This is a genomic window from Rhodococcus sp. 3258, assembly GCF_031456475.1.
In the GTDB taxonomy this organism is placed as follows: Bacteria; Actinomycetota; Actinomycetes; order Mycobacteriales; family Mycobacteriaceae; genus Rhodococcoides; species Rhodococcoides fascians.
In genome coordinates, this window is sequence record NZ_JAVDUT010000016.1 from 1 (window position 1) to 19,510 (window position 19,510).

General features: G+C 64.3%; 21 protein-coding genes. 7 read left to right on the top strand and 14 right to left on the bottom strand.

What is annotated here, in order from left to right; all coding sequences use genetic code 11:
- Positions 1 to 75: 75 nt before the first annotated feature.
- The 3 genes from J2X62_RS25230 to J2X62_RS25240 all read right to left on the bottom strand — a co-directional run bounded on the left by J2X62_RS25230 (position 76) and on the right by J2X62_RS25240 (position 3,662).
- Positions 76 to 1,473 (bottom strand): FGGY family carbohydrate kinase, encoded by a 1,398-nt coding sequence (locus tag J2X62_RS25230; protein ID WP_310184206.1) that lies wholly within the window; start codon positions 1,471 to 1,473, stop codon positions 76 to 78.
- A gap of 40 nt (positions 1,474 to 1,513) precedes the next feature.
- Positions 1,514 to 3,211, bottom strand: a complete 1,698-nt coding sequence (locus J2X62_RS25235; RefSeq protein ID WP_310184207.1) for a SulP family inorganic anion transporter — start codon at positions 3,209 to 3,211, stop codon at positions 1,514 to 1,516.
- 106 nt (positions 3,212 to 3,317) lie between these two features.
- On the bottom strand, positions 3,318 to 3,662 hold the full coding sequence (locus tag J2X62_RS25240; protein WP_310184209.1) for a metalloregulator ArsR/SmtB family transcription factor: 345 nt from the start codon (positions 3,660 to 3,662) through the stop codon (positions 3,318 to 3,320).
- Between the two features lie 115 nt (positions 3,663 to 3,777).
- Between J2X62_RS25240 and J2X62_RS25245 the strand changes: the two genes are divergently transcribed.
- From J2X62_RS25245 to J2X62_RS25260, 4 genes are all read left to right on the top strand, one after another.
- Positions 3,778 to 4,425: a TetR family transcriptional regulator gene (locus tag J2X62_RS25245; RefSeq protein ID WP_310184210.1), complete on the top strand. Its 648-nt coding sequence runs from the start codon at positions 3,778 to 3,780 to the stop codon at positions 4,423 to 4,425.
- Positions 4,426 to 4,573: 148 nt separating this feature from the next.
- Complete coding sequence (locus J2X62_RS25250; RefSeq protein ID WP_027495295.1) at positions 4,574 to 5,731, top strand: acyl-CoA dehydrogenase; 1,158 nt, start codon at positions 4,574 to 4,576, stop codon at positions 5,729 to 5,731.
- Positions 5,732 to 5,736: 5 nt separating this feature from the next.
- Positions 5,737 to 6,585 (top strand): 3-hydroxybutyryl-CoA dehydrogenase, encoded by an 849-nt coding sequence (locus tag J2X62_RS25255; protein WP_027495294.1) that lies wholly within the window; start codon positions 5,737 to 5,739, stop codon positions 6,583 to 6,585.
- 213 nt (positions 6,586 to 6,798) lie between these two features.
- Positions 6,799 to 7,722 carry a glucose 1-dehydrogenase gene (locus J2X62_RS25260; protein ID WP_080730209.1) on the top strand — a complete coding sequence of 308 codons (924 nt, stop codon included), beginning with the start codon at positions 6,799 to 6,801 and terminating at the stop codon, positions 7,720 to 7,722.
- Between the two features lie 78 nt (positions 7,723 to 7,800).
- Here the strand turns inward: J2X62_RS25260 and J2X62_RS25265 are convergent, their stop codons facing one another.
- The 5 genes from J2X62_RS25265 to J2X62_RS25285 all read right to left on the bottom strand — a co-directional run bounded on the left by J2X62_RS25265 (position 7,801) and on the right by J2X62_RS25285 (position 12,178).
- Positions 7,801 to 8,559: an SDR family oxidoreductase gene (locus tag J2X62_RS25265; RefSeq protein ID WP_032367143.1), complete on the bottom strand. Its 759-nt coding sequence runs from the start codon at positions 8,557 to 8,559 to the stop codon at positions 7,801 to 7,803.
- Between the two features lie 68 nt (positions 8,560 to 8,627).
- Complete coding sequence (locus J2X62_RS25270; protein WP_027495291.1) at positions 8,628 to 9,365, bottom strand: 1-acyl-sn-glycerol-3-phosphate acyltransferase; 738 nt, start codon at positions 9,363 to 9,365, stop codon at positions 8,628 to 8,630.
- 15 nt (positions 9,366 to 9,380) lie between these two features.
- Positions 9,381 to 10,136, bottom strand: a complete 756-nt coding sequence (locus tag J2X62_RS25275; protein WP_032367145.1) for an ABC transporter permease — start codon at positions 10,134 to 10,136, stop codon at positions 9,381 to 9,383.
- Complete coding sequence (locus tag J2X62_RS25280) at positions 10,133 to 11,116, bottom strand: ATP-binding cassette domain-containing protein (RefSeq protein WP_027495289.1); 984 nt, start codon at positions 11,114 to 11,116, stop codon at positions 10,133 to 10,135. The genes J2X62_RS25275 and J2X62_RS25280 overlap by 4 nt, the downstream gene beginning before the upstream one ends.
- A gap of 96 nt (positions 11,117 to 11,212) precedes the next feature.
- Complete coding sequence (locus tag J2X62_RS25285; protein WP_052053635.1) at positions 11,213 to 12,178, bottom strand: lysophospholipid acyltransferase family protein; 966 nt, start codon at positions 12,176 to 12,178, stop codon at positions 11,213 to 11,215.
- 116 nt (positions 12,179 to 12,294) lie between these two features.
- On the opposite strand from J2X62_RS25285, the gene J2X62_RS25290 reads away from it, so the two are divergent.
- Positions 12,295 to 13,698: a GntP family permease gene (locus J2X62_RS25290; protein WP_032367146.1), complete on the top strand. Its 1,404-nt coding sequence runs from the start codon at positions 12,295 to 12,297 to the stop codon at positions 13,696 to 13,698.
- Here the strand turns inward: J2X62_RS25290 and J2X62_RS25295 are convergent.
- The gene (locus J2X62_RS25295) at positions 13,695 to 14,669 is read right to left on the bottom strand and encodes an SMI1/KNR4 family protein (protein WP_310184214.1); all 975 of its coding nucleotides are present in this window, start codon (positions 14,667 to 14,669) and stop codon (positions 13,695 to 13,697) included. The two genes, J2X62_RS25290 and J2X62_RS25295, sit on opposite strands and share 4 nt — an antisense overlap.
- Positions 14,670 to 14,754: 85 nt before the next feature.
- On the opposite strand from J2X62_RS25295, the gene J2X62_RS25300 reads away from it, so the two are divergent.
- Together J2X62_RS25300 and J2X62_RS25500 are read left to right on the top strand one after the other, a co-directional pair.
- The gene (locus J2X62_RS25300) at positions 14,755 to 15,027 is read left to right on the top strand and encodes a DUF1905 domain-containing protein (RefSeq protein WP_310184215.1); all 273 of its coding nucleotides are present in this window, start codon (positions 14,755 to 14,757) and stop codon (positions 15,025 to 15,027) included.
- Between the two features lie 24 nt (positions 15,028 to 15,051).
- Positions 15,052 to 15,237 (top strand): YdeI/OmpD-associated family protein, encoded by a 186-nt coding sequence (locus J2X62_RS25500; RefSeq protein WP_371832769.1) that lies wholly within the window; start codon positions 15,052 to 15,054, stop codon positions 15,235 to 15,237.
- A gap of 15 nt (positions 15,238 to 15,252) precedes the next feature.
- Here J2X62_RS25500 and J2X62_RS25305 read toward each other — a convergent pair whose 3' ends face one another.
- From J2X62_RS25305 to J2X62_RS25325, 5 genes are all read right to left on the bottom strand, one after another.
- Entirely contained in the window at positions 15,253 to 15,957 is a 705-nt protein-coding gene (locus J2X62_RS25305; RefSeq protein WP_032369542.1) for a M50 family metallopeptidase, read from the bottom strand.
- 113 nt (positions 15,958 to 16,070) lie between these two features.
- Positions 16,071 to 17,027 carry an acyl-ACP desaturase gene (locus J2X62_RS25310; protein ID WP_310184217.1) on the bottom strand — a complete coding sequence of 319 codons (957 nt, stop codon included), beginning with the start codon at positions 17,025 to 17,027 and terminating at the stop codon, positions 16,071 to 16,073.
- A 130-nt stretch (positions 17,028 to 17,157) separates the two neighbouring features.
- Positions 17,158 to 17,634, bottom strand: a complete 477-nt coding sequence (locus J2X62_RS25315) for a GtrA family protein (protein WP_045841001.1) — start codon at positions 17,632 to 17,634, stop codon at positions 17,158 to 17,160.
- Positions 17,635 to 17,729: 95 nt separating this feature from the next.
- Positions 17,730 to 17,897, bottom strand: coding sequence for a hypothetical protein (locus J2X62_RS25320; protein ID WP_196250485.1), 168 nt, complete (start codon positions 17,895 to 17,897; stop codon positions 17,730 to 17,732).
- A gap of 83 nt (positions 17,898 to 17,980) precedes the next feature.
- Positions 17,981 to 19,366, bottom strand: a complete 1,386-nt coding sequence (locus J2X62_RS25325) for a maltokinase N-terminal cap-like domain-containing protein (RefSeq protein WP_052073947.1) — start codon at positions 19,364 to 19,366, stop codon at positions 17,981 to 17,983.
- Positions 19,367 to 19,510 lie beyond the last annotated feature (144 nt).

Here is a 19,510-nt window from a genome sequence, read left to right on the forward strand (position 1 = left end):
ATAATCCGCTGCCTCAAACGAGCCGTCGCCCGCGAAATGTTCCAACTTCTCACCCAGAAAACTGCCACTTGACACTCATAGGAGCATCACATGCGCGTAGCGCTCTCGCACCGCCGGCGTGGGGTCTGCCTCGTATGTCTTCGAGGTAGCCTGCGCCCAGGTCGGCGGCTCACTGGTCCCGGCCAGAGTCCATGCCGCCTGGCGCGCTGCCCCGTCGGCGACGTATTCACCGGGCTCGGGTACGGCCACCGGCACCCCGAGAATTGCCGGGGCCAAGGCTCGGAGCGCCGCGGACTTGGCACCGCCGCCGATGAGCAGCACACGCCGCACGTCCACTCCCTGTGCACGCAGGTAGTCGATACCGTCGGCCAGTCCGCACAGCAGTCCTTCGACGGCCGCGCGAGCGAGATGGCCCGGAGTCGAATTGTTCAGTCGTAGTCCATGAATCGCTCCGGATGCATCGGGGAGATTGGGCGTCCGCTCGCCCTCGAAGTACGGCACCATCACCACACCGTCGCTCGTCGTCGACAGAGCCAACCGCGACAACTCGTCGTGATCGACGCCCAGCATTCGCGCCGTCGCATCGAGGACACGCGCCGCGTTGAGCGTGCACACCAACGGCAGCTGACGCCCGGTGGCGTCGGCGAATCCGGCGACCAGGCCCGAACCGTCGGCCGCGGCTGCGGTGGTCACCGCCGAGACGACGCCGGACGTGCCTATCGAGATCACCACATCACCGGGCTGTGCGTCGAGGGCAAGCGCCGCCGCGGCATTGTCTCCGGTACCCGGGCCGATCAGCGCCCCGGCGGCAGTGTGGCCTATCGCCTCATTCGGCGCAGCCACGCGGGGCAGCAGTGGGTTGCGGCCACGAAAGCCCAACTGCAACAGATCCGTTCGATACTCGTTCGTGGCCGCCGAGAAGTATCCGGTGCCGCTCGCATCGCCGCGATCGGTGGCCAAGGCGTCGAGCCCCGACGCGCCACCGAGCTGCCAGCCGATCCAATCGTGCGGAAGGCACACCGCCGCAGTGCGATCGGCGTTGTCGGGCTCGTTGTCGGCGAGCCACCGCAGCTTGGCGACGGTGATCGAGGCCAACGGAACCACGCCGACCGCGTCGGCCCAGGCCTGACCGCCGTCGCCACCGGTCTTCTCGCCGAGCTCCGCGATCAGATCCTCTGCCGCCTGGGCCGATCGAGTGTCGTTCCACAGCAATGCTTTACGGACCACGGATCCGTTGTCGTCGAGGCAGACCATGCCGTGTTGTTGCGCGCCGACCGACACCGCAGCGACATCGTCCAGCCCGCCGGCGGCGTCGACGGCCTCGTCGAGTGCTTCCTTCCACCGCTGCGGGTCGATCTCGGTGCCGTCGGGATGACCGGCACGGCCGTGACGCACCAACTCCCCGGTGTCGGCATCGCGAACGAAAACCTTGCACGATTGGGTGGAAGAGTCGATTCCGGCAACGAGAGCCACGATGAGCTGGTCCTTTCGTACGCAAGTGTGACCTACGACCCTACCCGCGGGGAGTGGTCGCCTCGGTCACCAGCGTGCGTGCACAGGCGATGGCCTGCGGGGTGGTGTCGAAGACGTGTCGAGCGTCGTCGTCCTTGGTGGTGAACACACCCAGGGCTGCGAGGGGACGCAGATGCTCGGGCTTGGCACCGGAGATCAGGACGGTGATGTGTCGGTGTTCGAGTTCGGTGATGGTGTCCTTGAGAACCATGGCACCGGTGGCGTCGATCGTGGTGACTCGGGACATGCGCAGGATCACCACTTTCACGTCCGAGACGTCGGCGAGTTCGAGCAGGAAGCTGTGCGCGGCACCGAAAAACAGCGCACCGTCGATGCGGTACGCGACGATGTGTTCCCGCAGCAGGTCTCCTTCTTCCTTCGAGACCGCATCGAGTGTGTTCAAGGGGACCTGCTCGACCGTGGCCGATCGCGCAACGGCCCGGAGAGCCAGGACGGCAGCGAACCCGACGCCGACCGCCACCGCCGTCACGAGATCGAAGACCACCGTGACGAGGAAGGTCGCCGCCATCACCACGGTATCCCCGCGGCCGGCGCGGGTGATCGCCCGGATCGACGCGGTCTCGACCATCCGCACCGTGGTTGCGAGCAGCACTCCCGCCAGGGCCGCGAGCGGGATATCGGCAACCAACCCCGCCGCGGAGTACATGATGACGGCGAGGATCACCGCGTGGGTGAGGGCCGCAAGCCTGGTGCGGGCACCGGATCGAACGTTGACTGCTGTCCGGGCGATCGCACCTGTGGCGGGGATGCCCCCGAACATGGGTGCGGCGATGTTCGCAAGGCCCTGTCCGAACAATTCCCGGTCGGGGTTGTGGCGAGCGCCGACGCCCATCGAGTCCGCGGCCGTGGCGGACAGCAACGATTCCAGGGCAGCCAGAGCGGCGACGGCACACGCCGGGGCCAGCAACGCCGTCTTGTCACCCATGTGGAAAAAGCCCAGGCTCGGGGCGGACAACGACGACGGAATGGTGCCGATGCGGGCGATGTCCAGATCGAACAGCTGGGTGGCCACGGTAGCGGCAGCAACCGCGACCAACGAGAACGGGATCTTCGGTGCCAGGCGGCCGCCGACGAGCATGACGATCGCGACGGTGATCGCCACAGCGGGGGTGAGGATGCTTGCATGCGCGACGAACGAACGGACAGCATCGAACGCGGACTGCCAGACCTTGTCACCTTTCGCGTCCGTGATACCCAGCGCCGACGGAACCTGTTGCAGTGCAATGACAACGGCGATGCCCGCGGTGAATCCTTCGATGACGGGCGCGGGCATGTACCGCACAGCTCGGCCGATTCCTGCTACCGCGAGCACCAACAGAATGATCCCGGCCAGCAGCCCGACCGCGAGCACTCCCGTCGGCCCGTACTCGGCGACGATCGGGACCAGCACCACCGTCATCGCACCGGTCGGACCCGATACCTGAAACCGTGAGCCACCGAATACCGCGGCCACGACTCCCGCGATGATGGCGGTGGTCAGTCCCGCCGCTGCACCCAGCCCGGTGCTGACTCCGAATCCGAGCGCGAGGGGCAGCGCCACCAGCGCCACGATGAGGCCGGCGAGAAGATCCGAACCGGGTGCGCGCAGCGCGGGCTTCCACTCGCTCCATCTGGGTAGAAGGGCGGAAACCGCCCTCAGGGCGTCGTTCATGCGGGTGCGTTTCGTCGGTTCGGACATGCGACGCTTCCTGAAAGTTCATCGTTCTTGATCCAGTTGATTGCTAAGTTTAGCAAGTAATGAATCAGATGCGGCGAGATGCTGCACACCTCCCTCGAACATCGGCTCAGGTGCGCGATCCGGACTCGCCGTCCAGCAGTTCCACCTGGTTGGCCACCACGCCGGTCAATATCTCCCGGGCCACCACGAGGAGGTCCGCCACTTTGGGCGATGTCAGCGTGTACGACACCGACAATCCCTCCCGAGTGCCCTCGATGAGACCCGCGCGACGCAGAATCGACAGCTGCTGCGACAGATTCGCCGGCTCGATGCCCACCTCGGGCAGCATCTCGGACACTGCGTGTTCGCGTTCGCTCAACAGTTCCAGCACTCGAATGCGCGCGGGATGAGCCAACGTCTTGAAGAAGTCGGCCTTCATTCGGTACAGCGGTCGTCTCGAATCCGTGGCCATGACGTCCTTCCGCTTCGCCGAGCACTGCGCAGCAGGCTACTTGCGAACACTAGCAATCAGCCACCGAGAAGGACGACCTCAGTGCCCCTGCCGAAACTCCGCTACCTTCACTGGCATGCGCGGAGAACCCGAGGAATCCGTCGACTTCAGGCTGACCGTGGCCACCGCGGCCCTGGATCTGTTCTCGGTCAAGGGCTACGACTCGACGACGGTGGACGACATCGCGGTGGCGGCCGGAATCTCGCGTCGAACGTTCTTCCGGCAGTTCCGCGCCAAGGAAGACGTCGTCTTCGCCGATCACGAGATTCTGCTCGAACAGGTCGGCGCTTTGCTCGCGTCCAACACCGGCGACCCATGGCAGGCCGTCTGCGATGCCGCCCAGTTGGTGTACGAGCGATTCTCGGACTGGAAAGAGATGTCGCGGCTGCGATATCAGGTGGTGCATCGAATTCCCGCCCTCCGCGATCGCGAGATCGTCACCGTGTTCCGCTACGACCGTCTCTTCGTCGAATACCTGCAGCGGGCGCTTCCCGACCACCCTCATCTGGAGATCCTGCAGTTCTCCGCCTCGGTGACCGCGACCCACAACTACTTTCTACGACGGATGATCCGCGACGGCCTACCGACGTCCGTCACCGACCTGCGCGCAGCGTTGGCGCAGGTCCGCGCCCAATCCTCGGGAGACGTCGTGGTCGCGACATTCCCGCGGGGCACGTCCGTGAACACCGTCGCCGACGCGTTGGCCCGCCACCTTCCGGAGTGACACCCACCCAAGATGGCACTCAGTGCCGTCTTGGCGAGCCCCACCCTTGAATCGGGGCCGGTCCGGTCGTACACTGAGGTGAAGCTTGGCACTGAGTGCCCTTTCTGGGCAGTGCTGTACCCCCGACATCGCGAGGAGCGTGGCCGACATGGCCGGAAATCCCGACTTCGATCTCTACCAGTCACCCGAGGAACACGAGGAGCTGCGCGCAGCGATCCGGGCCCTGTCGGAGAAGGAGATCGCCCCGTACGCCAAGGAGGTCGACGAGGACTCGCGCTTCCCGCAGGAGGCGCTCGATGCCCTCAACGCGTCCGGCTTCAACGCCGTCCACGTTCCCGAGGAGTACGACGGTCAGGGTGCCGACTCGGTTGCCGCCTGCATCGTCATCGAAGAGGTCGCCCGCGTCTGCGGCTCATCCTCACTGATTCCCGCCGTCAACAAGCTCGGCACGATGGGCCTCATCCTCAAGGGCTCCGAGGAGCTCAAGAAGCAGGTCCTGCCCTCGCTCGCAGGCGGCGCGATGGCGTCGTACGCACTGTCCGAACGCGAAGCCGGCTCCGACGCCGCCAGCATGCGGACCCGCGCGAAGGCCGACGGGGACGACTGGATCCTCAACGGCTCCAAGTGTTGGATCACCAACGGCGGCAAGTCCGACTGGTACACCGTCATGGCCGTCACCGATCCCGACAAGGGTGCCAACGGCATCAGCTCGTTCATCGTGCACAAGGACGACGAAGGATTCGTCGTCGGCCCCAAGGAGAAGAAGCTCGGCATCAAGGGTTCGCCCACCGCCGAGCTCTATTTCGAGAACTGCAAGATCCCCGGAGACCGCATCATCGGTGAGCCCGGTACCGGGTTCAAGACCGCGCTCGAAACCCTCGACCACACCCGGCCCACCATCGGCGCACAGGCCGTCGGCCTCGCTCAGGGCGCTCTCGATGCAGCCATCGCATACACCAAGGACCGCAAGCAGTTCGGCACGTCGATCTCGAGCTTCCAGGCCGTGCAGTTCATGCTCGCCGACATGGCAATGAAGGTCGAAGCTGCCCGCCTGATGGTCTACAGCTCCGCGGCACGCGCCGAGCGCGGCGAGAAGAACCTCGGATTCATCTCTGCCGCAGCGAAGTGCTTCGCCTCCGATGTCGCGATGGAGGTCACCACCGACGCCGTCCAGCTCTTCGGCGGTGCCGGCTACACCACCGACTTCCCCGTCGAGCGCATGATGCGCGACGCCAAGATCACGCAGATCTACGAGGGCACCAACCAGATTCAGCGTGTCGTCATGTCGCGGGCGCTGCTCAAATGAGCAACATCGAACTCGTAGGCGTCATCGGCGGCGGCACCATGGGTGCCGGTATCGCCGAAATGTGCGCCCGCTCCGGTAGCTCGGTGCTGATCCTGGAAACCAGCCAGGGCACCGCCGACGCCGCCGAAGCACGCCTGGACAAGTCGTTCGCACGGGCCGTCAAGTCCGGCCGCATCGACGCCGACGCGGCCGAGAAAGCCCGCGCCGCAATCTCGTTGACGCTCGACATCAACGATTTCGCCGATCGCGACCTCGTGATCGAGGCGGCACCGGAGATCGAATCACTGAAGCTGGATCTGTTCGGCAAGCTCGATTCCATCGTCAAACCCGAAGGAATCCTGGCGACGAACACCTCGTCGATCCCCGTCATCAAGATGGCCAACGCGACGAAGCGACCCGACCAGGTCGTCGGAGTGCACTTCTTCAACCCGGTGCCGGTACTACCGTTGGTCGAAATCGTCGTCAGCCTCCTCACCAGCGAAGAGACCGTCGACGCCGTCACCGATTACGCGGCGAACACCCTGGGCAAGAAGACGATTCGTGCGGGCGACCGTGCGGGATTCATCGTCAACGCGCTGCTCATCCCCTACATGGTCTCGGCCATCCGGATGCTCGAATCCGGCTTCGCCAGCGCCGAGGACATCGACGACGGCATGGTCAACGGTTGCGCCCACCCCATGGGACCGTTGCGTCTGACCGACACCGTCGGCCTGGACGTCACCCTCGCGGTCGCAGAATCGTTGTACGCCGAATTCCGTGAGCCGCATTACGCTCCGCCCCCGCTGCTGCAGCGCATGGTGGACGCGGGAATGCTGGGTCGCAAGAGCGGCAAGGGTTTCTACACGTACTCCTAGCCCACAGCCTTGCTTTTCCGGCACGCCGCCCCCTTCCGGATCAATGCGGCATTCAGCTACTTGAAGTAGCTGAATGCCGCATTCATCCGTTGGCGGGGATGGTGTGGAACTTGGGGGATGGCGTGAGCCAGGGAGAGACCCGACTCAGTTTGTTTGCGGGCGACTCTGGGCATTCGGCGTGGAGACGGAATCGAGCAGCAGGTTCCCCACGCAATGAATACCAGGTTCGGAGACGACCCCATCGTGAGTGATCAGTACACCTTCACCAATCCCGTCACGCAGTACCGCCAGGACGGATTCCCTGAGCAGCACCAGGATCCGCCCGGTCTCGCTGCCGATCTACAACCCCTGGCCGACCACGGCGAGCAGACGTACCGCGGGTCCGGACGGCTGACCGGCCGTAAGGCCTTGATCACCGGTGCCGACTCCGGCATCGGCCGTGCGGCCGCCATCGCCATTGCCCGCGAGGGTGCCGACGTAGTTCTCAACTACCTGCCGTCGGAGGAAAAGGACGCTCAGGACGTCGCCCAGCTCGTTCGCGACGCCGGTCGCACCGCCGTCCTGGCACCGGCAGACCTCACCGATGAGAAAGCTGCCCGCGCCCTCGTGCACACCGCCGTCGACGAGCTCGGCGGCCTGGACCTGTTGGTCAACGTGGCAGGCAAGCAACAGTTCGTCGAGGATCTGGCGGATCTCACGTCGGAGCAGTTCGACCAGACCTTCAAAACCAATGTGTACGCACTGTTCTGGATCATTCAGGAAGCAGTGCCGCACATGCCTGCCGGCTCGACGATCGTGAACACCAGCTCCATCCAGGCGTACACACCTTCGCCCGGACTGGTGGATTACGCGACGACGAAGATGGCCATCAACACCATCAGCAAGGCTCTCGCCCAGCAGTTGGCACCCAAGGGAATTCGCGTCAATGTGGTTGCGCCGGGACCGTTCTGGACACCGCTGCAGGCAGCCGGCGGTCAGCCGACCTCGGCGCTGCCGGAATTCGGCAAGGAAACACCGCTCGGACGCGCCGGGCAGCCTGCCGAGATCGCCGGTGCGTACGTCTATCTGTCGTCGGCCGAATCAGGGTACGTCACCGGAGACACCCTCAACGTCAACGGCGGAATGCCGACGCCGTAGTCGCTGTGCGCTCTGCGTGAATGGACCATTCACACCCGTCCGGGCTCGTGAATGGTCCATTCACGCGTTCGGGAGACGTCAGTCCTTCGGGCCACCGGCTGCGTAGACGACCTGACCCGAGATGAAGCCGGCACCCTCACTGACGAAGAACGACGCCAGGTGGGCGATGTCGTCGGGATGTCCGACGCGGTTGACCGGAATCTGCGACGCCGCAGCAGCTTTGAAGTCGTCGAACGACATTCCGACCCGCTCGGCGGTGGCTGCCGTCATCTCGGTTTCGATGAATCCGGGGGCGATGGCGTTGGCGGTGACACCGAACTTGCCGAGCTCGATGGCGAGAGTCTTGGTGAATCCCTGCATGCCGGCCTTGGCCGCGGAGTAGTTCGCCTGACCGCGGTTGCCCAGGGCCGAGGTGCTCGACAGGTTGACGATGCGACCCCACTTGGCGTCGATCATGTGCTTCTGCACTGCACGCGTCATCAGGAACGAGCCCCGCAGGTGTACGCCGAGCACGGAATCCCAGTCCTGCACCGTCATCTTGAACAGCAGGTTGTCGCGGGTGATGCCTGCGTTGTTGATCAGTACGGTCGGTGCACCGAACTCGCTCGCGATGCGGTCGACTGCAGTCTGCACCGACTCCTCGTCGGCCACGTTTGCGCCGATGGCCACGGCCTGCCCACCTGCGGCCTCGATCGCGCCGACGGTGTCGCTGCACGCGGCCTCGTCGAGGTCGACCACCGCGACACCGAAACCGTCCTTGGCCAGTCGTTTGGCCACTGCTGCACCGATACCCCGGGCACTACCGGTGACGATGGCCGTCTTGATCTGATCGCTCACGAATATCTCCTGACACAACGCCGAATCGAATTACCTGTCATCTGTTTCTACCAACCCCGGCGGCGCAGTCAGTACGCAGCCACCGCTCCGTCGAGTGCTTTCTGCATTCCCTCTGCCACCACCCGGGTGATGTCGATCGGTTTCTGGGGCAGATCGGTGATGGGCGTATCGAAGTAGACGCTCGCCTGCTTCACTTTCGCCGAGCCGGGGCCGTAACTCAGTCCGATGCAGATCAACGTCGGCTCGACGCCGAGTTTGCGGGCCCGCATCGCGATGTGGCCGATTCCGCTGCCGACGTGTTGCACCGTCGTCGGATCCTCGAGGTTGCAGGTGCCTTCAGGGAACACCGCGAGGTCGTCGCCGCGCTTCATTCTTTCGGCACTGATGTCCATCATGCGGTTGCCTGCCGCACTGACTGCCCGCATCCCGTGATTCTTACCGCGAAAGACGGGAATGCCGCCCATCATGTCGATTCGCTTGCGCTGCTTGGGGTCCTGGAACAATTCGTCCTTCGCGAGCACTCTGGTGCGCCCGATCACCGGACGCAGCGGCGACGCCCAGGCCGCCGCTGCGAGGGTGTACGGATCACTCTCGGTGAGGTGATTGACCGCGATGAGCAGACGCGTGTTGTCGTACACCAGACGCCGCAGCTCCTCCCGGGCACCGTCGGAATACGACACCCGCGGGCGGAAGCGTCGGGCGAGGGCGGCGTACGCCAGCCTCGCAACCTGACGATTCTGCTGATGACGCAGATAGAAGTCGTACACCGTCTCGTCGTTCTCGAGAATTACCGCAGGCCGATCCATGACGCGAGCTTAGCCTCACTCGCGCGAGGAGCCCATAGCCCGGATGCCGACGATCAACCCGACCGCCGCGGTGGCTGCGGCTGCGACGACACCTGCCATCACCGTCGAACTCGCGAAGTCTCCGGCGAACAGTGCACGTTCGGCGTCGACGAGATATCCGAGGGGGTTGATGTTCACCAGGAACTGCATCCACCCCGGGGCGGCCGTCAGCGGCAGCATCGTGCCGGAGAGGATGAGCAGCGGGAACATCAATGTCTGCTGGATGGACCAGAACACCCAATCCTGTCCGCGCACAGCCAAAGCCAACGCGTAGGACAGCGCGCCGAGCCCGACGCCGAACACCCCGAGCAGCACGATTCCCACAGCGGCACCGATCGGATTCACGGACAACCCCAGCGGCAATGCCACCAGAACGATCAACACGGCCTGTGCGGCCAGCGGCACCATTTCCTTGAACGCGCGCCCGACGAGCAGCGCCGATCGCGGCAACGGAGTTACCAACATTCGCTCGTGAGAACCCTGCTGCAACTCGGCCAGCAGATTCGAGCCCGTCATGGAGGTGCCGAAGATGGTGATCATCGCGAGAACACCCGGCACGAACCAGTCCCAGACACTTCCGTCGCCGAGACCGGGGACATCGGTGAGCAGTGGGCCGAACAGAGCGAGCAGGATCAGCGGTTGGACGAGACTGAAGATGACGGTGAACGGATCGCGCACCATCGGCCGCAATTCCCGACCCATCACCAGAGTGCTTCCGGAGAGAACGTTCATCGGAGTTCTCCTGCCACGCTCGAGTTGTCGAGCGCTGCGGCACTTTCTCGAAGACTACGGCCGGTGAGTCCGAGGAACACGTCGTCGAGAGTCGGTCGGGTCATGTCCGCAGTATGTACGTGAATACCGTGTAACTCGCTCCGCCGCAACACTTCCGGAAGAACGACTTCGGCGCGTCCGACACGCAGGTTCAGCCGCGAACCCGATCTCGTGACGTCTCTGATGCCGTCGATGCCGTCGAGAAGCGGAAGAAGCGCCGACGCGTCGGACACGGTGAGAACGATCAGATCGCCTGCCAGTTCCGATTTCAGCGACGCGGCGGTGTCGTCGGCGATGACGGTTCCGTGGTCGACGACGATGACCCGCTCGGCCATCGAATCGGCCTCGTCGAGGTAGTGGGTGGTCAGAACGATGGTCGTGCCCATCTCGCGTCGCAGCCGGAGGATGTGATCCCACAGGTTGGCCCGACTCTGCGGGTCCATTCCGGTGGTCGGCTCGTCGAGGAACAGCAGCGCCGGTCGATGCACCAGCCCCAGGGCAATATCGAGTCGGCGACGCTGTCCGCCGGAGAGCGTCGAGACGGTGCGCGAGCGCAGTTCGCCGAGCTCGAGTGCGTCGATCAATTCGTCTGCGCGAGTTCGTGATCGCTGACGAGTCATGCCGTAGCACAGGCCTTGCACGACGAGTTCGTCTCGCACGCGCTGGTTGTGTCCCGCGCCGTTTCCCTGCCCCACGTAGCCGAGACTGCGCCGGACACTGTCCCGGTCCCTGCCCACGTCGAACCCTGCGATCCGGGCCGAACCCGACGTCGGTGCCAGCAGTGTGGTCAGCATTCGCAGCGTGGTCGACTTGCCCGCACCGTTGGGGCCGAGGAGAGCGACCAGTTCTCCCTCACCGATCGTCAGATCGATGCCGCGCACCGCCTCCACGGTCTTCTTGCCCTGCCGAAAAGTCTTGGTCAATCCCGATGTTTCGATCATCTCGTGCGCCCCTCGTCGTATCGGTGAATCCGTACGAGAGGAGACGCTAGAAACGATCGCGGTCAGCTACGGTCCGCGATGCCCGGCGCGAGCGAACTAGCCGAACACCGGGAACTTGCGCTTGCTGGCGAGCTCGTCCATGCCGGCCTGAATACTGGCGCGGACCTCGTCGTATTTCGCGTCGACGTAGGCCTCGTCGTCACAGCGCGACGGATCGTGGTCCAGCTCGACCGGAGGCATGAACCGGGTTCGGATCTTGGCGGGCAACGGAATCTGCGGCAGCGCGGCAGGCGCGATGATCCACGGCAGCGAGATGGCGATGGGAAAGACCTTCAGGCGCGCAAACCTGTCCAGTCCGAGCACTTTTGCGAGCTTGTCGCCTCGAATGAGCACCGGCATGGCGTCGGCGCCGCCCACGGTCGCCACCGGCACGATGGGCACACCCATCCGGATCGCAAGCTTGACGAAACCGGTTCGACCACCCAGTGTCGCCTCGTCACGCTTGCTCCACGGCCGCAGCGAATCGACCTCACCACCGGGCCACACGATCACGTCTCGGCCCTCGGCCAACGCCGTCGACATCGAGTCCGGAGCCGCCGGTAACACTCCCATGGACCGAAAGACTTTGCCGATCAACGGAAATGCCATCAGCGCGTCGTGCGCAGTGCCGTGCAGGATGCGCTTGTCGCCGAAGTGTCGCCACCACTGCGCACCCACCGTCCACGCGTCCCACACGAACGGCGCACCCGAATGCACTCCGACGACGAGAACCGGCGACTCGGGAATCGTCTCCCACCCATCGATCTCCATTCGGAAGTAGCGATCCATGACCCCGTTCCAGAGCTTCTGCTGACGGTCCATCGCCACGGTGTTCTGATCGTCGAGATCCCAATCTCCTGCGCGGTCGGCGACCACGGACCCGAGGCCACCCGACGCCTTCGCGCGTCGCTCCTTCATCTTCAGCCGGGCCGCTGCGGCATAGCGCTGCGCTTGCTCGCGTAGAGCGTCCTTCGAAGGCTTGTCGGAGCTGTCCCCACCCACTACGTGATCCCCATCACTCATACTCGCACGGTACTCCACCACGAACTCCAGGTCCGACGGCCGTGCTCGGTATCCCCGCGCGGGCACTGAGCTGTCCGTTATGGTCGAATCTCCAGCCGAGTGAACGAGGTACACAGATGGATCCGATCGAACCGGCGTACGGGACGACTCCCCTACTCCTGATCGCCGCAGCAGCCGTCGCAGTTCTGCTGTTCCTGATCATGAAGGTGAAACTGCACGCCTTCGTCTCGCTGGTTCTGGTCAGCGCCGTCACCGCCGTCGCAGCGGGGATCCCACTGGCAGACGTGCCGTCGGCATTGCTCTCGGGCTTCAGTTCCACCCTCGGTTCGGTCGCTCTACTCGTCGCCCTGGGCGTGATGGTCGGCCGACTGCTCGAAATCACCGGTGGCGCTCAAGTATTGGCCGATACTCTGATCAACCGATTCGGAGCCAAGCGCGCACCGCTCGCCCTCGGTGTCGCCGCGCTGATCTTCGGCTTCCCCATCTTCTTCGACGCCGGACTCGTCGTCTTCCTACCGATCATCTTCACAGTTGCCAGGCGTTTCGGCGGGTCGGTGCTGCTGTATGCACTGCCGACCGCAGGCGCGTTCGCCGCGATGCACGCCATCGTTCCCCCGCACCCCGGTCCCGTCGCCGCCACGGAACTCCTCGGCGGAGATATCGGTTCGGTGCTTCTCGTCGGCGTCCCCGTCGCAGTCGTCTCCTGGTTCGTCGGCTCCTACCTGGTCGGTACCCAGCTCGGCAAACGATTCGTCACCGCGCCTGCCGACCTCTTCGCCGACGGCGCAGCCAACTCCGAAGAACACGACAAAGAGATGGCCGGCCTCCGCGACCCGGCCCCCAAGTTCGGTGCGGTGCTGTTCATTCTGTTGACACCGCTCGTACTGATCTCGCTCAACACCGTGGTCAACACTCTGACCACCTCGGGTGTGCTGACCGGAGACGAGACCTGGGCAGCGGCCCTGACTCTCATCGGGCAGACGCCCATCGCGCTGCTCATCACCTTGCTGTTGGCCCTGTTCATCCTCGCGCCCGGACGATTCCCCGTCGCCGACGGTGCCAAGTACATGGACCAGGCCCTCGGTCCGATCTGCTCGATCATCCTGATCACCGGTGCCGGCGGCATGTTCGGCGGAGTACTTCGGGCCAGTGGCATCGGCCAGTCTCTGACCGCCTCGTTGTCCGATCTCGGACTGCCGATCCTGTTGCAGGCCTTCCTGATCGCCACCGCGCTACGCGTCGCGCAGGGTTCGGCCACCGTCGCCTTGACCACCACCGCCGGGCTGATCTCGGTGCAGGTCGCCGAGCTCGATCTGAGCAATTTCAAGATCGCCCTGCTCGTGTTCGCACTCGCCGCCGGAGCGACCGTGCTCTCCCACGTCAACGATTCCGGCTTCTGGCTCGTCAGCCGCTTCTTCGGCATGGACGAGAAGACCACCCTCAAGACCTGGACCGTCATGGAAACGACACTAGGACTGGCGATCTTCGCCCTCGCGTCGCTGCTGTGGGTGGTGTTCTAGCGGGCTTCTCCTTGGTCGCCCTCGAGCACACATCCCCCGGACGGAAGCTCCAGAACGAGGACGTCGTGTCCCTCTCCGGTGACAACTGCGGTGAAGACCGTCTCCGCTCCATTGATCGACACCCACCAATTCATGTTGGCACCGCGCACACGCGGCACCTGCCGATACACCGCTCGTGCGTCCTCCACCACGGAGTAAGGGTGCAGCCTCCGAGCGGTCTCGATGACGGTACGACGGACATGGTCGAGATCGATCAGGTCGTCGTCGTCCGACAATTGCGACGGACGAAAGTCGAAGAGTGCGAAAGGTATTCGGATGACCGGGAGCGTCGCCGCATGTGCCATCGATCCGTCGGATAATTCGGGGTCACGCCACTCGAGCACACCGTCCACAAACGTGGGTACTACGTCGTCGTATATCGGAGATCCGGACTCGACGCTGCGGTACAGAGCTGCGATGTACTCGGTCAGGGAGTCGAACCACGGCGCACCCTGGTCGGCGGAATCGTACGAAAAGTTGCGGATACATCCTCGACGCAAACCCGGACGAGTATCCACGTAGGTAGTTCCACCGGCGCCATCCTCGGCAAACGGGACATAAGCAGGGACGAACATCTCCGCCGTCTCACCTGCTTGCTGGGCGCGAACGAGATCAGGCCAGTCATCGCCCAGATCATCGATCGGATGTGGATTTTCGAGGCTGAACGTGTGCCGGGCCAGAACTTCGTCCAACGACAATAGATTCGAATCCGGCAACACCGAGCCAACCGGGACGTGGTCTGTACCCGAGGGAACGTGCTGCCCGTCGTGCAGCCCGTAGAACTCGCGCAACTCATCCGGCCACGGGGTCGTCGCACGTTCGGCGGCTTCACGCTCACCCAGGGCCCGCGGAGCCCGAATCGACGCAGCGGTGACCGGCGCGCGCTCCTGGAGGGCCGCCATGTATGCCGTCCACACTTCAGTGAGAGTCACGACGCCAACCTAGTCGCGGGTGAGAGCTCCCGCCGAAGAGACCGTCACTTGATTATGCTGCCGCTGTGAGCGATGCGAGTCAATCGTGAGTGACCGCATTCGGTTCGACGGAGTGCTCGAGCCGTTGACGTGGGGCAAGAACACGTACACGATCATTCGTGTACCGACTCGATTGGTCGAGGCCGCGGGGCGGTGGCCGACTCGCCGGATCGACGGTTCGATCGACGGACTGAGTCTCAATCTCGGTCTCAACAAAGCAGATTCGACTGTGCTGTCCGGGTCGTTCGTCTACGTCGGTGCAGGTCTCCAGCGTCGGTTGGGCGTCGCTGCCGGTGATCTGGTGTCGTGCGAATTCTAACCGGCCGACCCCGATCTCGTTCCGGTGCCAGAGGATCTGGCGCGTGCGATGGAAGACGCGAGCTGCACGACCGTATGGGAGCGGAAGAGAGCAAGCGACCGGCGTCGGTTGTTGATGCCGATCGACAATGCTGCGCGACCGCAGACCCAAGCAGAGCGCATCACGCCCTTGGTGAGCTCGTTGACGGAAAGTGAACAGACGGAGGGCTGACACCAAGGCCGGTCGTCACTGCACCGGAACGAGGATTCTCCACGCCCCCAGTGCGAGTGCGCCGACGGTGACGACGAGGAACAGTCCGACCCAGACGATGCCGGGCAGGAAGGTGAGCCGAGCCAGTTGATCGGCGTCGGAGTCCCGCGCCCGTCCGGCACTTCGGGATTTCTGCAGTTCGAGAACGGGGCGCGGACCGGCGATCAGCAGGAAGAACGTGATGAAGTACGCCGCAGCGACCTGCTGTTCCCCGGTACCCCACCAGGACACGACGAACAGCAGCCCACCGACGGTGACGAGAGACAGCAGTCCGTAGATGTTGCGAATCATCAACAGCATCAACGCAATCGAGATGATGCCGATCCACAGCACGGCCGACGCTCGCTGTGTACCCAGCACCAGAGCGGCTCCGAGTCCGAGAAGAGACGGACCGACATAGCCCGCAAAAGTCATGGCGATGACACCGAGTCCGGTGGGCTTGCCCTTGGAGATCGCGACGCCGGACGTGTCCGAATGAAGCCGAAGACCCATCAACTGACGCCCGGTGATCAACGCGACGAACAGATGCGCACCCTCGTGCGCGATGGTCACCACGTTGCGTGCAATCCGCCAGGTCTGCGGCAACACGACGATGACGAGCGCCGCCAGGGCAGCCACTTGGACGATCCACACGGGTGGATCAGGACTCACCGCGGAAATGCGGTCCCAGAATTCGTTCACACCCCAGTATGCGGCTTCGCCGCAGTGGTGCGGTTATATGCCGCTGGGGGCACATGGGAGTCAAGGCCTGCGGAACGACCCGCAGGCCTTGTCGCACCACTGCCGCAGGCACCTCAGGACGCGCACGCCTCGGCCTTGGCGCGTTCGCGGGCCAGCGAGCGATCTCGCATCTCCTCGAACTTGGTGGCCTGGCGTTCGAGGTCTTCGAGGAACGCGGCGAGTTCTTCACGCTTGTTCTCACCGCGGGCGGTGAAGTCGTTGCGCTCGAACACTTGCCACTTGCGCAGCACGGGCCAGACGACGTCTTCGAGGTGCTGACGCAGGTCGTAGATGCCGTGCTTGGCCATCAACACACCGTTGCGGCGGAAGTTCGGCATGCCGGCACCGGGCATGACGAAGTTCGTCACGATGTCGGAGACGGCCTGCAATGTCTGATCCGGCGAGATGTCCATCGCTGCGCCGGTGATGTTGCGGTAGAAGATCATGTGCAGGTTCTCGTCGGCGGCAATGCGCTGGAGCATGCGGTCGGCGATCGGGTCGTCACAGACCTTGCCGGTGTTGCGGTGCGAGACACGCGTCGCGAGTTCCTGAAACGTCACGTACGCGACCGAGTGCAACAGACCGACCCCTGCGCCGGCGGGCGACGCGTACCCGTTGGTCATGTGGATCATGCGGGCTTCTTCGAGGGCGACGGGATCGACGCCGCGGGTGACGACGAGGTAGTCGCGCATGACGATGCCGTGGCGGTTCTCTTCGGCGGTCCAGCGGCCGACCCAGGTTCCCCAGGCACCGTCCTGGGAGAAGTTCTCGGCGATCTCACGGTGGTAGGACGGCAGGTTGTCCTCGGTGAGCAGGTTGGTGATCATCGCGGCCTGCGCGACGTCGGAGAGCTTGGACTGCTCCGGGTCGTAGTCCTTGCCGCCGAGCGCGGCGAAGTTACGGCCTTCGTCCCACGGCACGTAGTCGTGGGGATGCCATTCGCGCGCCATCGAAATATGACGGTTCACATTGTCCTCGGCAGTGGGCACCAGCTCCTGCAGAAGCTCGAGCTGTGTCAGATCCCTGGCCATTCGACATGCCTCCTCGCATTGACGTCAGCTCACGAGCCTAGGTCGATACGGGCGACTATCACGAAGCCTCGCCGAAACTCTGTTACAGGTAGCAACCGATCTTCGAGACCGGTCGTGCTCTGTCACAGCATCACGAGTGAGCCGCTTCCATTCCGGGGAGGCTCGGCGAACGGAATACCCATCCGCGAAGGGCGAGGAATCGAGCGGCACCGACCAGACCGCTGACGGCGATCACAGCCAGAACTTGAACGTACGTGGCGGCGGCGGGAACGAGGAGGTGGACTGCGGCCAGCGCGGCGGTACTCAGACCCAGCCCGATCAGGGCGAGTCCTCCCGCTTCCCACTGGGTCTGGAACCAGCCGACGCGGTCGGCGGCGTGGAAGGTGTGGCGACGGTGCAACTCGTTGGCGAGAACGGTGCTCGCCGACGCTCCCGCCAGATTGGCGGGGAAAGACCCGAACGACGCGAGAGCGACGAACAGCAGTGCATAGACGCCGTTGCTCGATACCCCGACGATCACGAAACGAGCGAACTGGGCCGGCACAGTCTCACCGAACAGGCGCGCCCTGCAGTCGGGCTCCGTAGGCGCTGACAGTGCTGTGCTCACGAGGTCTCCAGTTGTAGAACCGGAAGCGTCGACCGACGCTTCGAATCGATACAACTCCGCGTCTGCGCGAATCGGTGCCAGAGGTGACCGAGGTCTCAGACCGTCGAGGAACTTTCTTCCCGTTCACGCTTCTTGCGACCGAGGTCGATGTTCAGCTTGTCGGGCTTGATCGACGCGACGAACAACACCGCGACGAGCACGACCACCACGACGATGGTGATGACTACCACCGCGATGCCGAAAATTGCCAAAATACCGTTCATGTCCTGCCTCCCGTGTCAGGCAATACGGTACTTGTCGTAGACGGGCCGGTCCACGCCCGCCCCTACAGCCCGTTTCCCGGCCGTCAGCTGACCAACCGTTCGACCGCGCGCATCGGCAGAGAGAGCCAGGTCGGTCGATTGCGCGCTTCGTACAGAACCTCGTAGACCGCTTTGTCCAGTTCGTATGCGCGCAGCAGATCGGCTTCGTCGCGTGGATCGTGGCCGGCCACCGATGCGTACCCATCGAAGAAGGCCGTGATGCTCCGCGCAGCCCACTGCTCGGCGCGTTCCCGTCTAGCCGGGTCCTCCGGCAGGTCGACGAGGAGGTGGTTGGCGGCATAGTCGAACGACCGCAGCATTCCCGCGACGTCGCGCAAAGCACTGTCCATTTGTCTGCGCTCGTCCAGCGTCTTGGCCGGCTCTCCCTCGAAATCGATGAGCAGCCACCGTTCGGGGGTCCCCAATACCTGCCCCAGATGCAGATCGCCGTGAATGCGTTGGACGGTGGTACTGCTCGACGCCTCGGCCCGTGAGATCAGGGCCGTCGCGGCGGGGATGTACTGGGCGATCTCCGGAACCACTCGCGCTACTCCGGAGATGCGTTCGAGGATTTCTTCGACGGCCGTCGATTCCACGGAACGTTCGGCGGTACCCAAAACCGACGCGAGGTCGTGGTGTACCTGCGCGACGGCAGCGCCGAGTCGATGCGCGTGGGGAGCGAAATCGGCGGACAAATCCTCGATCGGTGTGTCGGGGGAATCGAACACCTCGCGCACGCTGGCCAGCGCAGTGGTCCATCCCTCGGCAGAATTCGCGGCGAAGTCCTGGATCATCCCCAGCGTGGTCGTCTCACCGCCGACCTGCGCTTCGAGCCACCCTCGCAGCGGTGCCACGTTGACGCTGCCGGCCTCGGCCAGCGCACGGTGCAACTCGACGTCCGGACTGATTCCGGGCGGTACCTGACGAAACAGCTTGAGCAGCAGCAGATCACCGAGAATCACCGACGTGTTGGACTGCTCTGCACCCAGAACCCGACCGCGCATGCCCTGCGGCACGCTCGAACCGTCGACGACCTTGAATTCGATACTGCCCGTGGGGTTCTCATCGGAGAACGCGTCACCGTACAGGGCGATGATCTCCGGATCACGTAACCCGTCGAACACTGCCACCTCACCGGGCACCGGCAACAACCACGGGCGTAGTTCCTCGGGCACCTCGGTGCGGAAACCGAGGGGCACCTGATAGGTCTGGGTCACCGACGTGCCGTCTTGGACGAGGTCCACCTCGACGAGCAGGTGCTCGGCGGCGAAATGCGGCTCGTCGTGCAGTACGTCGCGAGCGACGATCCGTACGGCACCCACCGTCGAACCCTTTGCGCCGAACCATCGTTGACCTGGCAACCACGACACCAGTGCGTCCTCGAGCAGGTGTCGAACAGCGTGTGCCGCGCTCGAGCTGGAACCGACCATGAGTATCTCTCGCCGCCTTCGGGGAGTTGCAGAGCGTGTGACCGTGCCGTGTCCGAACCTACCCACTCGGGGCCGCCGTCACACCCCGGCGGCAAAGACACCCGAACGTTATGCAGGTCGTACGCCGATGCATCGACATGCTCG